This window comes from Chryseobacterium sp. GTID13 (assembly GCF_056172655.1).
Genome location: NZ_JAOCMB010000002.1, coordinates 116919 through 131612 on the forward strand (window position 1 = coordinate 116919; position 14694 = coordinate 131612).

Genomic DNA, 14694 nt, shown 5'->3' on the forward strand with positions numbered 1-14694 from the left:
TTCACATGATTCCTCAGAACTTTAAAGATATATTATCCAATACAGAAAACGCTGGTTTTTACCAGACGCTGGCTCTGATTTTCTTTATGTTGTTCTTCGTAGCTCTTGTAGTGTATGTTTTTACCAGACCTAAAAAATATTACAAAGAGGAAGAAGAAGCTCCGCTTGGGGATGATGAGGATGACGATTTTAATTTAAAAAATTAAACTATTTATTATGAAACAAAGAACACCTGTTGTTGTAAACATCTTAATAATAACCGGACTTTTAATAGTTTTTTATTATTTGTTTGTACAGAGTTATTCGTTCCTAGCTTCGCCTTATTTCTGGGGAACTGTGGTGATCAGTGCTATCTTGGCCTACATCCACAGCGCCATCGGAGATTTGATTGAAAACAATAAATTCAAAAAACTATCTCCGGAAGAAAAAGCAGCTTACCTGGCAGAAAAGAAAATTCCTTTCTTAAGAAGAATGTATGACAGTGCATTCAAAAAACAGTCTGCTACAGAAGAAAAAGATATCCTTATCGATCATGGTTTTGATGGGATTATGGAGCTAGACAATCAATTACCGAAATGGTGGGTAGGTTTATTCTATTTTGGGACTGCTTTTTGTATTGTATATATTGCAGCCTACTCTTTCACAGATTTCGCACACCCGTTGAGCGAATATGAAAAAGAATATAAAGAACAGATGGCAAGTATTGCAGCATACGAAGCAAGCCAGCCTCCTGTAACTATAGAAACAGCAAAATACTCTGCTGACAATATCGCGGAAGGAAAAGAACTATTCAAAACCAACTGTGCATCTTGTCACAAAGAAGACGGAAGCGGTGGTATTGGTCCGAACCTTACGGATAACTACTGGATCAACCAGCCTGAGAAAACTTTATTCAAAAATGTTTTCCACATGGACTGGAACGGTTCTCCTACCAACCCTGCGATGAGACCATTCGGTAAAAACGGAGAGGTTTCAGGAGCAGAGATTGAAAAGATTGCAGCGTATGTATATCACATCAATCAGGAACAACCGCCAGTGACGCCGGCTCAGGGAGGAGCAGCTCCTCAGGGAACCGAAGCGCATTGGGAAAAAGAATAATTTTAAAAAAATTAGAAACATATGAAAAAAACATAATTTGTTATTAGATTAAAATAGTAACGAATTATGTTTTTTCTTTTTAAATATATTACAATATGTCAGACATAGAAGAAATAGAAGTACGCGGCGGACAGGGACAGGTTCTGGACCCTGAAACTTACAGAGATTCTATAGGGACAATGGAGCAATCCGGTAAGAGAAAATGGGTATTCCCAAGGAAACCAAAAGGGAAATACACCAACTATAGAAACATTGTAAGCTATATTTTATTGATTATTTATTTTACGGTACCATTTCTGAAAATTAATGGCAACCCGTTCTTTTTATTTAATGTTATTGATAGGGAGTTTTTCATTTTCGGACAGCCTTTCTATCCACAGGACTTTTTTATCCTAACTTTAGGTGCTATCGCCTCTTTAATATTTATTATCATTTTTACGATTGCGTTCGGAAGAATTTTCTGCGGATGGATATGTCCTCAGACAATTTTTATGGAATCTATCTTCCGTAAAATTGAATATCTTATTGAAGGTGACCGAAACAAGCAAATGAAACTGGACAGACAGGAGTGGAACAGCGAGAAGATCTGGAAACGAAGCCTTAAATGGACGGTTTATATAATTATTTCATTAATCATTACCCACTTTATGCTGATGTATATCGTCGGGTATAAAGAAATATTCAGAATTATATCAGAAGGGCCGTTTGCCCACCCTACCAATTTCATCGTAATGGTGCTTTTCACTGCTGCATTCTACTTTGTATTTGCATGGTTCAGAGAGCAGGTTTGTACGCTCGTTTGCCCATACGGAAGATTACAGGGGTTTTGATTGACAAAGATACCATCAACGTTTTCTACGATTTTAAAAGAGGGGAAAACAGATCAAAATGGAGAAAAGGAGAAGACCGTAAGGCAGCCGGAAAAGGAGATTGTATCGACTGTCATCAGTGCGTGGTAGTATGTCCTACAGGAATTGACATCAGAGACGGGCAGCAGCTGGAATGTGTAAACTGTACAGCATGTATCGATGCGTGTGATGAAGTAATGGACAAAGTAGGCCTTCCAAGAGGATTGATCAGATATGCATCCGAAAACGAAATTGAAAACCAAACTCAGTTTAAGTTTACGGGAAGAATGAAAGGCTTTGCTGTAGTTCTGGTTCTGTTGGTAGGATTCTTAGGATTCCTTCTTTACAACCGTGGAGAAATGGAAGCAAAATTCATTAAACCGGCAGGAAGTACATTCTTTGTAAGAGACGGAAAAATTACCAATACTTACAATTATACCTTCCTGAACAAGACCAACGACAAAAAAATCGTTACGATAAAAGTTATTGAGCCGGCTCACGGAGAGATCACTTACAGTGCATCCAGCAAAATACAGGTAGACAGAGACAAAATTTCGAAAGGAACTATCAACATCAGCTTCCCTGAAAATGATATGAAACTTTCAAAACAGAATATAACCATCGGGGTATACGATATGAAAGGTAAGCTTGTAGATTCTTACCAGACGTACTTCGAGGGGCCATTCAAACTGCAATTTTAATTTAAAGAAGAAATGAAAAACTTTAGTTGGGGACACGGTGTTGTAATTGCATTATTTGCATTTATTGTTTTCATATTATCCATGCTGTTTCTTTTCCCGAACGGGCAGAAGAATTCTGAAATGGTAACCGATAATTATTACGAAGAGGAGCTTAAGTATCAGGATGTAATTGATGCTAAAAAAAGAGCAGACGACCTGCAGGAAAAACCGGTATACAGCCAGGAAAAAAGCGGAATTAAAATCACCTTTCCAAAGGAATACAACAATACCAATACTACGGTAAAATTTGTTTTAAACAGAACCGACGACCAGAATTTAGATATCAAAAAATCTGTAAAGCTTGATGCTTCACAATCTTTTATAGTACCTGCACAGGTATTAAAAGTAGGAAATTATACCTTAAGACTGATGTGGACAAAAGACAAAACAGACTATAGAATGGATTATGATGTGATATGGAAATAGGGCTTATTTTATCGGCTATTGCATTAGGATTTGCCTCCGGTTTTCACTGTATCGGAATGTGCGGCCCTATTGCTTTATCGATGGGATTGACTAAAAAACAGGCTACGAATTTTTATCTTCAGAATTTAACTTATCAATTTGGCAGGATAGTTACCTATTCATTATTGGGTGCCATTCTGGGAATTGTAGGGGAAGGTTTTGAGATGGCAGGCTTTCAGCAGTATCTTACCATCATTGCGGGAATCCTTCTGATCATCATGGCTTTGTTTTCATTTGGCGGAAAAGACTTCGCTTCCAGAATCCCTTTTCTTTCTAAATTTTTGTTTTCAGTAAAATCAAATTTAGGAAGATTACTTCAGAAAGCAGATTACCGCTCAAGATTTACAACCGGACTTCTTAACGGATTTCTTCCGTGCGGAATGGTTTACATGGCTCTTACAGCCAGCCTTGCCGCAGGAGGAGTATGGCAGGGAGCTTCATATATGGCTTTATTCGGGCTTGGGACTCTTCCCTTCATGTTTGCGGTAGTTTTAGCCGGAAACCTTATGAATCAGGCTTTCAGAATTAAAATTTTAAAAGCAGTTCCTGTTATTATGATTATCCTGGGCGGATTATTTATTCTGAGAGGTCTTGAACTGGGAATTCCTTATATCTCACCCAGAGCCGAAGCGATGACGATTTCTAAAGATCATAACGGTGCCAATTGCCATATTGAAGGGCACGACCACAGTTCAAGCAACTGCCATTAATACAGGAATACCGATAAAAATTATTATCGGTACAGAATAAAAAAACGGACTGAAATTTCAGTCCGTTTTCGGTTGGTATCTGTTTTGTAATACATAAGATAACACTAAAAATTTTCAGTAATGATTAAACAGATAAATTTTTTATGGGCTGCTATTTTCGCTATAGTTCTCCAGTCCTGCTCTATCAATACAGAAACTACCTATTACAAAGATTCTGCAACCAGCATGCAGTCGAATATCCTCATGGATAAAAGTGTAATGGGAATGATGAGCATGATGGGTTCTGATCCGAAGAAACTGAGCGACCTGGATAAACTGCCTACTGACTGGACAAGTCTTTATAATGTTCAGAAGCACGGAAAAATAACTCTTAATGAGGATTCGGTGAAAGTGCTGAAAAAAGTCTACATGAAAGTGGACAAAGATAAAAACGAGATCGTAGGTCTTTCCCTGAAATATGATAAACTTATGCCAACAGAAATCACCCAGCTTCTGGCCAGCGACAAACGTCTGAAAAAATTCCTTTGCAGGATATTGCCGTTTGGGATGGTAAATCACTCACAATTAATACAGATAAATTCAATTCCGATGGTATTCTTAAAATGCTGGAAGAAAAGGAAACGGAGGAAAAAACAGTTCCTAAGACCAAAAGTGATTCCATTGAGGCCTATGGTAAACAAATGGCTTCCGGAATGGCAGGAATGCTGAGAATGTTCAACCTTACATTTTCCAACAGGCTTAAATTTCAGAAACCCATCAAAAGTATTGAAGGTAAACATGATTTCGTAAAACAGATCGATAACAAAACGGTTGAAATCGTTGTAAGATCCAATGACCTTGTAGACGGCAAAAATCTTGTCAATAAAGATAAGAAAGTGATTATTACAACGGAATAGTTTTTCTTTAAAACCAATATAAAATCCCCTTCCAAAACTGAAAGGGGATTCTTTATTATAGTGATATACTATTTTTAGTTGATCAGATCGAATCTTGCATATTCCGCAATTTTCTTAGGAATTCTGATTCCTTCAGCGGTCTGGTTGTTTTCAAGCAATGCAGCCATAATTCTTGGAAGGGCCATTGCAGAACCGTTCAGCGTATGAACCAGCTGAGATTTTCCTTCTGTCTTGAAACGGCATTTCAGACGGTTCGCCTGGAAAGTTTCAAAATTAGATACAGAGCTTACTTCCAGCCACATTTCCTGAGCAGCACTCCATACTTCAAAATCGTAGGTCATTGCTGATGTGAATCCCATATCACCACCACAAAGTCTCAAGACTCTGAACGGAAGTTCAAGGTCGGTAAGAATTTCCTTGATATGCTCTACCATTTCTTCCAAAGCAGCATAAGAGTTTTCAGGCTTTTCAAGTCTTACAATCTCTACTTTTTCGAACTGGTGAAGACGGTTCAGACCTCTTACGTGAGCTCCGTAGCTTCCGGCCTCTCTTCTGTAGCACTGAGAGAAAGCCGTATTTTTAATAGGAAGATCCTTTTCTTCAAGCAATACATCGCGGTAAAGGTTCGTTACAGGAACTTCTGCCGTTGGGATCAGATAAAGATCATCCAAACCAATGTGGTACATCTGCCCTTCTTTGTCAGGAAGCTGTCCCGTTCCGTATCCTGAAGCCTCATTGACCACATGAGGAGGATTCACCTCCATATACCCCTTTTCAACATTTTTATCAAGGAAATACTGAACCAAAGCTCTCTGAAGCCTTGCTCCTTTTCCTAAATAAACAGGGAAACCTGCACCTGCGATCTTTACCCCAAGTTCAAAATCGATCAGGTTATATTTTTTGGCCAGTTCCCAGTGAGGAATAGCTCCTTCTCCAAGGCCTTCCACATCGTGAGACTGGTAAATATTTTCATTATCTTCCGCAGAAGCTCCGCTTTTTACCGCTTCATACGGAATGTTTGGAATCTGGTATAAAATATCCAGCAAAGCCTTCTCCGTTACATCCAACTGGGACTGCAATTCTTTACTCGACTCTTTAAATTGTGCTGTTTTAGATTTTGCAGACTCCGCCTCTTCTTTCTTTCCTTCTTTCATCAAAAGCCCGATTTCTTTGGAAATTTTGTTGATCTCGGAAAGCTGGGAATCTAATTCAAACTGGATTCTTTTTCTTTCGTCGTCGGTAGCAATAGCATCGTCTACCAACCCAAGATTCTTGAATTGTCTTTTTTGAAGACCTTCTAAAACGCGTTCTTTATTGTCGCGCAAAAAATTGACTTGTAACATTTTATTGAGATGTTAAATATTAGATGTTAAACTTAAATACTAAGCTAACAGTTTTGCAAATTTAAAATTATTTTATGATAGTAATGGTATTTATAGCATTGGGTGCATCCGCAGCTTTGGTAAATACTACCTGATTATTGTAAAGAACCTCAGAAATTTGAAATACCGAGGGCGTCCAGCGGTATCTGATCTCCATAGAGTCAATAGTGGTTTCAACAACGTTATTGACCGTCCTTCTCAATGCAAATGCCATTTTGGAATGGTAAGTCCTGTTATCAGGTCCCAGAGAATCCATTGTCAGCCTTTTTGCTCCTCTTATATACTCAAAGTAGTATAAGGAATCGGTGGTCACTTTAAGCGGTACAGATACCGGAGCAACGTCAGTAGCCCCAAAAGCGTCGTTCACTGCATAGGAAGAGTAGGAACCGTTTTTTTAGCATTCAAAAGGTCCTGTCCCGCACTGTTTCTTATATAAATATTCATGATCTGGTCGATTCTCTGTAAAGAATCTTCATCGCTTCCACATGAAACCGTTAAAAACAGGATCGCTGTAAGTTGAAATAGTAAAATATGATTGAGCTTGAATTTCATCTTCCGTTAATTTTCAATAATCTTTTTTATGCAAATGTATAATTATATATTTGTTCTCGTAATATTTTACCATGTTTTTAAACAAACTCAAAAGATTAAACAGCAGCCACATCACCACTATCTTTAAAGGAAATTTTATTTCCAAGTTCGTTTTGGTGATCGGCGGGCTTCTGCTGGCAAAATATTACGGCTCCTCCGAATATGGTATTTTCAGCATTTACCTGAGCGTTATGAGCATATTTACAGTAGTTTTAGGGCTCGCTCAGGAACATATGATCATGCTGGAAGGTAATGAGCAGGATGTGAATAATAATTTCAGTGCGGCCGGGATTATTTCAGCAACTGTTATGTTTCTGGCTTTCCTGCTGGTTTTTATACCTTTCGATATTCCGAAGAATATTTTATTTCTGGGGATATTTACAGGCTTCATCTATTTATTTACAAACAATGCAAAATTTCTTTTAGCCAAGAAAAAATTATTCAAGCTGGTATCTGTATTAACCATTATAGATTCTGTGGTAAGTTTTCTGTTTCAGGTGTTATTTGTATTTATTAAGATCGAAAATGGGCTTGTTATCGGTAGCCTGATTGGATATATTGCTGCTTTTCTTGCCGCTTTATACTATTCAAGGAAATATATTGTAAAACCTGATTTCAAAAGATATATTGCTAATGCTAAAAAGCGTCCCGAACTTTTTAAATACTCTTACCCTTCTACGCTGATCAATGCTTTAGGCAATAATATCATGCCGATTCTGATATCGCTTTATTTTGCAGATTCGCTGTTGGGAGAATATTCGTTAGCGGTAAAAATAATGTCTGTTCCCCTTCTTCTGATCTCATCATCCATTGCAACGGTTTATTATCCGAAAGCAGCGGAGATCAATAACAGCGGTAGAAGCAGAAATGAATTGTTTGCCTACACAAAGAAAATGAGCCTGATGAATTTCTATATCATTTTCGCGCTTTATGTACTCATTAATGTGATCGGGATTCCTGTTCTGGAAATGTTCTTCAACAAAAACTGGGAACATCTTGGACTTTTTATTTTCCTGATGTCCTTCGGATATCTTACCCGCAGCCTGATCAACCCTATTTCAGATATCCTGACGATCCTTAAACGTAATAATGTAGCCCTGGTTTTCAATATCTATCTTTTCCTGGCTAATATTGCCGCGATCTTCATCGGAAAAGAAATGGGAATCAGCTATCTGGTGGGGATTTTTTCCGGTTTCTTGTTTATCGGCTATGGATTTTTGTATTTTTACATCATGTTTATTCTGAAGAAAAATGAATCCGATTAAAAAATTTATTGAATACCAGATTTTCCATAGAATTAATAATTTTTTCTATCCCGAATATTACCGTCAGAAGTATGATTATATGCTTCCGCATGTTCTTTTTTTCATTATCTGGTTCCTCAAAAAATTTTAAGAATTAACGGAAGTGTTCCGTGGCCTGTCCATTTTACTTCAGTGATCAGAAACCATCCAAAAATAAAAAAAGGAATTCTTTGTGATCCGGGGGATAATCCCAATATTTATATTCAGGCCAATAATGGCATTATCATAGGAAATAATGTAGGTTTCGGGGCAGGAACTTCCCTGATTTCTGCGAACCATAATCACAATGATCACAGTATTCATGATGAATGCGGCCCGATCGTTATTGGAAATAATGTTTTTGTGGGAACCAATTCGGTAATCCTTCCCGGAGTAAAAATAGGTGACAACGTGGTCATCGGGGCAGGTTCTATTGTGGCTAAAGATATTCCATCCAACTCCATTGCCGTAGGAAATCCATGTAAGGTGATCAAACAAAAAGAACCTTACATTGAAGACTTTACCAAGACTGTTTTCAACCGAAAACTGCCTGAAGGCTTCAATCTAAAGTTCTGATTGGTTATTTTATAATTGTTTAGGCAATGCCCGCAGCCCAGCTTTTTTCCAATGGCAGCAAAAAGTGGCTTAAAAAGTCCAGGTAGGTATTTTTAGAAAAATCAAAAACCTGGATATCTTTTGGCAGTTCGCCGTTTCTCAACTGAGATTTAAAGTCCTGCAGTTTCAGGGTTTTGATCTGTCCGTCCTGTACAAAGCTTGCTTTCATTCTGTCGAAAAGTCCAAGCTGGTATTGTTCATCTATTTCACGCATTACCTTCCCCAGGGCATCAATGCTGCATCCTGAAGCCATTTCCTTCTCTTCATCTACACACACCACGATAAACTGATTTTTTTCAATCTTAAAAGATGAAGCAAGCGGTTTTCCATGGGCGGCCCATGTCGCCAGGAAATCGAATAGCTTTTCTGTGATAGCTTTGGCCTCTTTGGTTTCAAAAGATCTTGATGCAGGGTATATAATAACTCTGTAGTCGCTGGTTTCTACTATATTGGATTCTTCAATTTTCATATCCTGTCGGTTTTAAAGTATAAAATTAAGAAATATTCCTGAGTTTATGATAAAGAAAAACCCAGACCTAAGCCTGAGTTTTTGTCTATTTTTAATGTAGATTTTACAAATCTTCTGCTTCTGCAAGAAGTTCTACAATATCTTTTACGGCTACTTCCGTGTTCTTGTTAAAGTGTTTTACACCATCCGTCATCATTGTGTTACAGAAAGGGCATCCTGTAGCAATCACTTTAGGCTCAAAAGACAATGCTTCTTCCGTTCTTTCGATATTGATGTCTTTATTTCCTTTTTCCGGTTCTTTGAACATCTGTGCACCTCCTGCTCCACAGCATAAACCGTTGGTTTTGCAACGCTTCATTTCCACAAGTTCTGCATCCAGCTTTTCAAGAAGCATTCTTGGAGCTTCATATTCGTCGTTGGCTCTTCCGAGGTAACATGGGTCATGGAAAGTGATCTTTTTCCCTCTGAATGCACCACCTTCTATCTTCAGTCTTCCTTCTTCCATCAAAGTTTTAAGGAACTGGGTATGGTGAACTACTTCAAAGTGGCCTCCAAGGCTTGGATACTCATTTTTCAGGGTATTGAAACAGTGAGGGCAGGCAGTAACGATCTTTTTCACTTCATAGGCATTCAGGACCTCAATATTGGTAAGGGCCATCATCTGGAAAACGAATTCGTTCCCGGCTCTTTTTGCAGGATCTCCGGTACAGCTTTCTTCCTGTCCCAGAACGGCAAATTCAACTCCTATTTTGTTTAATATCTTGCAAAATGCTTTTGTAATTTTTTTGGCACGGTCGTCGAAACTTCCGGCACATCCTACCCAAAATAAAACTTCCGGGGCTTTTCCTTCGGCAGCGTATTCTGCCATTGTTTTTATACTGAAATCCATTCTTTTCAATTTGAAAATGTGAGAATTTGGAAATTTGAAAATGAATTAAAAGTATAATTTTCAAATCCTCAAATTGATTAATTATCTAATTTTCATTGGCCCAATTCAGACGGTCTGCCTGGTTATACTGCCATGGAGCAGCATTGTTTTCCACATTCGTCATCATCAGATTCAGTTCCTGAGGAGCAGCAGACTGTTCCATCACAAGGAATCTTCTCATTTCGAAAATGATAGAAAGCGGATCCAGCAATACCGGACATGCTTCTGTACATGCATTACATGTAGTACAAGCCCAAAGTTCTTCTTTGGTAATATAATCGTTCAGAAGTTTCTTGCCGTCGTCTACGAATTTTCCGTTTTTGTCGATATTTCTTCCTACTTCTTCCAGCCTGTCTCTTGTTTTCATCAGGATGAGTCTCGGAGAAAGTTTTTTACCTGTGATATTGGCAGGACATACGGAAGTACATCTTCCGCATTCTGTACATGAATAAGCATTAAGCAATTGGACCTGGTTAAGGTCGAATATATCTTCTGCACCAAATTTAGACGGAACATCTGCAGCATCTCCCTCAGCCGGAGCGGCATAAGGATCTGCGTTAGGATCCATCATTAATTTGATTTCCTTTGTTACTGAATCCAGATTATTGAATTTTCCTTTTTTATCAAGATTAGCAAACCACGTGCTTGGGAAAGCTAAAATAATATGAAGGTGTTTTGAGTAATACAGATAATTCATAAAGAAAAGAATTCCCACAAAGTGGAACCACCATGCACTTCTTTCAACAAAAACCAAAAAGCCATTGTCAAAGCTGAATACATTTAAGAACGGAACAAAAAGCATTTCACTTACCGGAAAAGAACCTATATGATGAAAACCTTCTACATTTCTTGCCTGCAAAACAGATTCTGAAGCATTCATGCTAAAGAACGCTACCATCAGTGCGAACTCTATGACCAGAATCCAGTTGGCATCGTTTTTAGGCCAGCCGAAAAGCTCTTTCATATTGAGTCTTTTTACACCATAGAAATTCCTTCTGATAAAGAAAATAACAACCCCGATGATGACTAAAAGAGCCAGCACCTCCAATGTTGCTGTAAAGAAACTGTAGAAAGTATCTCCAAAAACGGAAGCCAGGAATCTGTGGGTTCCGAAAATTCCGTCAACAATAATTTCTATCAGTTCAATATTGATAATAACAAAACCTACGTATACAAAAAGGTGAAGGACACCTGCCACAGGACGTTTCCCCATTTTGCTCTGGCCCATTGCCACTGTGGCCATGGTTTCCCAGCGTTCGGCTTTCCTGTCGCTTCTGTTGATTTCTCTTCCTAACCTGATATTTCTGTAAATCTTTTGCAGGCTTTTTGCAAACAGCCAGAATCCTGCAATTAATAAGATCAGAAAAATAATGTTATCGATGTATTGCATAAGGTGATTAGTCTTTATTGTTCTTACCGAAAACCGAGAAATTGATGTATCTCTTAGGGTTTGCTTTCATGTCTTCAATCAAAGAATTCAGGTTAGTGGAAGCAGAATTCAGGTTATTGTAAAGCTGTTCATCCTTCATTAATTTTCCTAAGCTTCCCTGTCCGTTATCGACTCCAGCTATTACCTGATTAAGTTTTCCTACTGTAGCGTCTAAACTTGCGATTGTTGCATTCAGTTTTTTAGTATCAATGCTTTCAGCAAGGTTACCGTATTTATCCAATGTTACTTTTCCGCTCTGCATGGTAAGACTGGCATCATCAAGTACTTTTTGTAATTTCGGATCGTTATGTCCTACAAGGGTATTTACGCTTCCTGCTGTCGTTTGTAAAGCGCCTACTGTTTTGTTAAGATTGGCTAACAAAGCTTTGATCTCCGCTCTGTTTTGCCCGTCTACCAATTGATTGGCATTGGCCATCAGTGAGTCTACACGGTGTAAAACAGTTTGCAGTTGATCCTTAACCGGACCTACCTGAGAGGAAAGGCTTCCTAAAGTCCCCAGTTTGAAAGCGCCCTGTAAGGTATCTCCGTCTTTTGCAGTAGGACCTCCGTACACAAGGTTTACTCTCATTTCTTTTCCTGACATCAGGCCAGGTTCAAAGATTTCAAGGGTTGAATTTTTGGAAAACTCAAATTTGTTATCCACAGTAATTTTTACCACAAAACTGATTTTCCCGTCTTTTGCTGTTCTGGGAATGATCTTATCCACCTGCCCAACTTTCAGACCATTGATGGAAACTGCGGATGACTGTGCAAGCCCTTCCACATTATCGTATTTTGCGTAAAATATATTGTCGGTAGTAAAAAGACTTCTGCCTTTCATGAATTGAAACAACACCACAAAGCCTACAATAGCTATAAGTGCAATCACACCAGCTTTTAATTCTTTACTCAACTTCACTTGCTAAATTTTTTCTAATGAGCAAATATAACACATTTTAAATTAATCTTTTTCTTTATTGTTCTGCGTTAAATACAAAAAAGCGGCAGAAAATTCTGCCGCTTTTATATCTGTAAAAATTAATCTCTTACTATTGCTGATTTCCCAGCTTGTTCCAGATCTCGATTCTGTAATCTTTGATATCTGCATTGTCCTGAAGGCTCTTCATCCAAGCCTGTCCGAACATTCCTGCATTTCTCTGGGTAATAGATTCCGTAAACTGCTTAAGGTCACCCGGCTGCTTGTTAACAGTTTCTGATTTTTTGATTAAAACATAAACTCCTGTACCTCCTTCGATAGGATTGGAAAGTTTTCCTTTGGCAACACCAAAAGCAGCTCCTGCAACTTTAGGTTCCATAGCCCCTGCTACTGAAGGGTTAAGCATATTAACCTGAGCAGCCTGTTTTGTTGAAGCAAACATTTTAGCAATCTGATCTAAGCTTGAAGCTTTAGCTCCGGCAATTTTATCAGAGATCTGCTTAGCCGCCAGTTTATTTTTAACGATCACTTCAATCTGATCTCTTACAGATTCAGGATCTGCAAGACCAGCTTCCTGTTTTCCGTTAAGATAAGCTACAATTTTATCTCCTGTACCTTCTACGGTAAAGAATTCCGTATCTCCTTTTGATCTTTTCTTGTCGAAAGCCCAAGCCAGGATTTCACCGTCTTTATCTGTACCAAGTCCCTGAAGCTGGCCATCAAATCTTTTGGCTGCTTTAGGATTGGAGAACTGATAGTTTCCTTTTTTGGCAATATTCACGAAATCGTTGAAAGATTTCCCTTGTACCTGCTGGATGAATCTTCTTGCTTTTTTATCAGATTCAGCTTCTGTAGCATCTGAAGGCTTCACTTCTTTTACAAGATTAGCTACCTTATAGCTCATAGCTCCGGCTTTTTTATCTTCAATATTGATAATATGGTATCCGAACTGCGTTTCTACTACTCCTGTAGCTCCTTTAGGGTTATTAGCCAGATAAGTAAGGAACTCAGGAACGAAAGGTGTTTCCGGAGTGGTCCATCCTAAGCTTCCGCCTTGTGCTGCAGAGTTAGGATCGTTAGAAAGTTTCAGGAACTCTGTAAATCTGGCAGGGGTAGCTTTTACAATAGCTCCGATAGAGTCTGCTAATTTTTTAGCCTGCTCTTTCGATCTTGTTACCCCTTCTCCTGCAGGGCTTCCTTTGAAAGCAATCAGGATATGTCTTGATAATGTGGAATCTGAAGTCTTTTTATCTAAAAGTTTTGAAACCACATAGAAATTCTGCTCTTTATAAGGTCCGAAAGTCTGTCCTATAGCCGCAGTGGCAATCTGTCCTTTAATAGTCTGAGGCAATTGGGCAGGCGATAAATACTGGTTGTTAAACGGCATATCAGAATTTGCCATTACGAACATTGAGTCGTTCTTTGTATTCTGGAAGTTTTCTGTACCTCCGCTTGCATCCGTACCTGCTGAAAACAGTTTATTGATCTCCTTCTGAGTTGCTGCATCATCTGCAGGACTCGGTGTAGAAGGAAATATACAATTCCGATGTTTCTGCTTGGTTCAGCTTTGAACATTACAGGATGCTGCTTGATATAATTTTCAAGATCTGCTGTTGTCACATTAATCTTCGTCTTCTGAAGGTAAGCCGCATAGTCGATCTTTACAAAATCGATATCAGCTAACTGGTCTCTCTGCTTCATCAGCTCTTCAGCTTCTTTCTTACCAGTAGTGATCCCCGCAGAAATATTAGTGAACACCTGTCTAGCCATCAGTCTGTACTCCACAGTTTTTCTGGTTTTCAACCACTGGTTGTACCCTTCAGGGCTGGTGCTCTTTAATGTTTCAATTTCTTTTTTAAGCTCTTGAGTTTTAAAATTACCTTTCTCATCAAAGAACTGTTTGTTCTGGGCAAACATCTGATCATACTGGATCTGACTCCAGAAATAATCATCCGTCATTTCAAAGCCTAGTTTTTCAAACTGTTGCTTGATAAGTTTAGATTGTACAAGTAACTGCCAGGCCTGCTCTTCAAGTCCCGTTTTTGGACGGCCTTGCTGTTCAGCCTGCTGCTGCAGTACGAAAAGCTGATCATTGAACTCTTCGCGGGTGATTTTCTCACCGTTTACTTTTCCTAAAACATCAGGATTTTTTCCAAAAACCTTGTCGATGCTATCGGGGTTTACCAAAAACGCTAAAAGCGCCAATGCAATCACTCCCATCAAAAGCCAAGGCTTACTCCTAATCTGTCCTAAAATTGCCATTTTATATATTATAGTTTTTTATCAGTTTGCGAAAATACACA

At 38.6% G+C, this 14694-nt stretch carries 15 protein-coding genes and 2 pseudogenes; 9 read left to right on the forward strand and 8 right to left on the reverse strand.

All coding sequences use genetic code 11. The annotated features are described in order from the left end of the window. Nucleotides 1-5 precede the first annotated feature (5 nt). From N4G44_RS00575 to N4G44_RS00605, 7 genes and pseudogenes are all read left to right on the forward strand, one after another. Complete coding sequence (locus N4G44_RS00575) at nucleotides 6-206, forward strand: cbb3-type cytochrome c oxidase subunit 3 (protein ID WP_040999299.1); 201 nt, start codon at nucleotides 6-8, stop codon at nucleotides 204-206. A gap of 10 nt (nucleotides 207-216) precedes the next feature. Beyond that, nucleotides 217-1098 (forward strand): cbb3-type cytochrome c oxidase N-terminal domain-containing protein, encoded by an 882-nt coding sequence (locus N4G44_RS00580; RefSeq protein ID WP_474924210.1) that lies wholly within the window; start codon nucleotides 217-219, stop codon nucleotides 1096-1098. Nucleotides 1099-1193: 95 nt separating this feature from the next. Continuing rightward, a pseudogene (gene ccoG, locus N4G44_RS00585) lies at nucleotides 1194-2647 on the forward strand (cytochrome c oxidase accessory protein CcoG). 12 nt (nucleotides 2648-2659) lie between these two features. After that, the gene (locus N4G44_RS00590) at nucleotides 2660-3112 is read left to right on the forward strand and encodes a FixH family protein (protein ID WP_048500924.1); all 453 of its coding nucleotides are present in this window, start codon (nucleotides 2660-2662) and stop codon (nucleotides 3110-3112) included. Then, nucleotides 3103-3861 carry a sulfite exporter TauE/SafE family protein gene (locus tag N4G44_RS00595; protein ID WP_474924211.1) on the forward strand — a complete coding sequence of 253 codons (759 nt, stop codon included), beginning with the start codon at nucleotides 3103-3105 and terminating at the stop codon, nucleotides 3859-3861. Before N4G44_RS00590 ends, N4G44_RS00595 begins: the two co-directional genes overlap by 10 nt. A 120-nt stretch (nucleotides 3862-3981) precedes the next feature. Continuing rightward, nucleotides 3982-4569, forward strand: coding sequence for a hypothetical protein (locus N4G44_RS00600; protein WP_474924212.1), 588 nt, complete (start codon nucleotides 3982-3984; stop codon nucleotides 4567-4569). Then, the gene (locus tag N4G44_RS00605) at nucleotides 4542-4757 is read left to right on the forward strand and encodes a hypothetical protein (protein ID WP_474924213.1); all 216 of its coding nucleotides are present in this window, start codon (nucleotides 4542-4544) and stop codon (nucleotides 4755-4757) included. The genes N4G44_RS00600 and N4G44_RS00605 overlap by 28 nt, the downstream gene beginning before the upstream one ends. 74 nt (nucleotides 4758-4831) lie before the next feature. Here N4G44_RS00605 and serS read toward each other — a convergent pair whose 3' ends face one another. The 3 genes from serS to N4G44_RS00620 all read right to left on the reverse strand — a co-directional run bounded on the left by serS (nucleotide 4832) and on the right by N4G44_RS00620 (nucleotide 6691). Beyond that, complete coding sequence (gene serS / locus N4G44_RS00610) at nucleotides 4832-6100, reverse strand: serine--tRNA ligase (RefSeq protein ID WP_073065960.1); 1269 nt, start codon at nucleotides 6098-6100, stop codon at nucleotides 4832-4834. A 67-nt stretch (nucleotides 6101-6167) separates the two neighbouring features. Then, nucleotides 6168-6506, reverse strand: coding sequence for a hypothetical protein (locus N4G44_RS00615; RefSeq protein ID WP_474924214.1), 339 nt, complete (start codon nucleotides 6504-6506; stop codon nucleotides 6168-6170). Beyond that, the gene (locus N4G44_RS00620) at nucleotides 6503-6691 is read right to left on the reverse strand and encodes a hypothetical protein (protein WP_474924215.1); all 189 of its coding nucleotides are present in this window, start codon (nucleotides 6689-6691) and stop codon (nucleotides 6503-6505) included. The genes N4G44_RS00615 and N4G44_RS00620 overlap by 4 nt, the downstream gene beginning before the upstream one ends. Before the next feature lie 71 nt (nucleotides 6692-6762). On the opposite strand from N4G44_RS00620, the gene N4G44_RS00625 reads away from it, so the two are divergent. Continuing rightward, nucleotides 6763-7995 carry a lipopolysaccharide biosynthesis protein gene (locus N4G44_RS00625; protein ID WP_474924216.1) on the forward strand — a complete coding sequence of 411 codons (1233 nt, stop codon included), beginning with the start codon at nucleotides 6763-6765 and terminating at the stop codon, nucleotides 7993-7995. Between the two features lie 171 nt (nucleotides 7996-8166). After that, nucleotides 8167-8589, forward strand: coding sequence for an acyltransferase (locus tag N4G44_RS00630; RefSeq protein WP_474924217.1), 423 nt, complete (start codon nucleotides 8167-8169; stop codon nucleotides 8587-8589). 19 nt (nucleotides 8590-8608) lie between these two features. Here N4G44_RS00630 and N4G44_RS00635 read toward each other — a convergent pair whose 3' ends face one another. The 5 genes and pseudogenes from N4G44_RS00635 to N4G44_RS00655 form a co-directional block, all read right to left on the reverse strand. Next, nucleotides 8609-9097, reverse strand: coding sequence for a hypothetical protein (locus N4G44_RS00635; RefSeq protein WP_474924218.1), 489 nt, complete (start codon nucleotides 9095-9097; stop codon nucleotides 8609-8611). A gap of 103 nt (nucleotides 9098-9200) precedes the next feature. Continuing rightward, nucleotides 9201-9986: a (Fe-S)-binding protein gene (locus N4G44_RS00640; RefSeq protein ID WP_040999499.1), complete on the reverse strand. Its 786-nt coding sequence runs from the start codon at nucleotides 9984-9986 to the stop codon at nucleotides 9201-9203. 85 nt (nucleotides 9987-10071) lie between these two features. Continuing rightward, on the reverse strand, nucleotides 10072-11415 hold the full coding sequence (locus N4G44_RS00645; protein WP_474924219.1) for a 4Fe-4S dicluster domain-containing protein: 1344 nt from the start codon (nucleotides 11413-11415) through the stop codon (nucleotides 10072-10074). A gap of 7 nt (nucleotides 11416-11422) precedes the next feature. Further along, nucleotides 11423-12373, reverse strand: coding sequence for an MlaD family protein (locus N4G44_RS00650; RefSeq protein WP_474924220.1), 951 nt, complete (start codon nucleotides 12371-12373; stop codon nucleotides 11423-11425). A 130-nt stretch (nucleotides 12374-12503) separates the two neighbouring features. Beyond that, a pseudogene (locus N4G44_RS00655) lies at nucleotides 12504-14653 on the reverse strand (peptidylprolyl isomerase). Nucleotides 14654-14694: the final 41 nt, after the last annotated feature.

Coding starts and splice junctions, on each gene's coding strand:
- N4G44_RS00575 (WP_040999299.1), top strand. CDS start 6: ATGATTCCTCAGAACTTTAAAGATATATTATCCAATACAGAAAACGCT.
- N4G44_RS00580 (WP_474924210.1), top strand. CDS start 217: ATGAAACAAAGAACACCTGTTGTTGTAAACATCTTAATAATAACCGGA.
- N4G44_RS00590 (WP_048500924.1), top strand. CDS start 2,660: ATGAAAAACTTTAGTTGGGGACACGGTGTTGTAATTGCATTATTTGCA.
- N4G44_RS00595 (WP_474924211.1), top strand. CDS start 3,103: ATGGAAATAGGGCTTATTTTATCGGCTATTGCATTAGGATTTGCCTCC.
- N4G44_RS00600 (WP_474924212.1), top strand. CDS start 3,982: ATGATTAAACAGATAAATTTTTTATGGGCTGCTATTTTCGCTATAGTT.
- N4G44_RS00605 (WP_474924213.1), top strand. CDS start 4,542: ATGGCTTCCGGAATGGCAGGAATGCTGAGAATGTTCAACCTTACATTT.
- serS (WP_073065960.1), bottom strand. CDS start 6,100: ATGTTACAAGTCAATTTTTTGCGCGACAATAAAGAACGCGTTTTAGAA.
- N4G44_RS00620 (WP_474924215.1), bottom strand. CDS start 6,691: ATGAAATTCAAGCTCAATCATATTTTACTATTTCAACTTACAGCGATC.
- N4G44_RS00625 (WP_474924216.1), top strand. CDS start 6,763: ATGTTTTTAAACAAACTCAAAAGATTAAACAGCAGCCACATCACCACT.
- N4G44_RS00635 (WP_474924218.1), bottom strand. CDS start 9,097: ATGAAAATTGAAGAATCCAATATAGTAGAAACCAGCGACTACAGAGTT.
- N4G44_RS00640 (WP_040999499.1), bottom strand. CDS start 9,986: ATGGATTTCAGTATAAAAACAATGGCAGAATACGCTGCCGAAGGAAAA.
- N4G44_RS00645 (WP_474924219.1), bottom strand. CDS start 11,415: ATGCAATACATCGATAACATTATTTTTCTGATCTTATTAATTGCAGGA.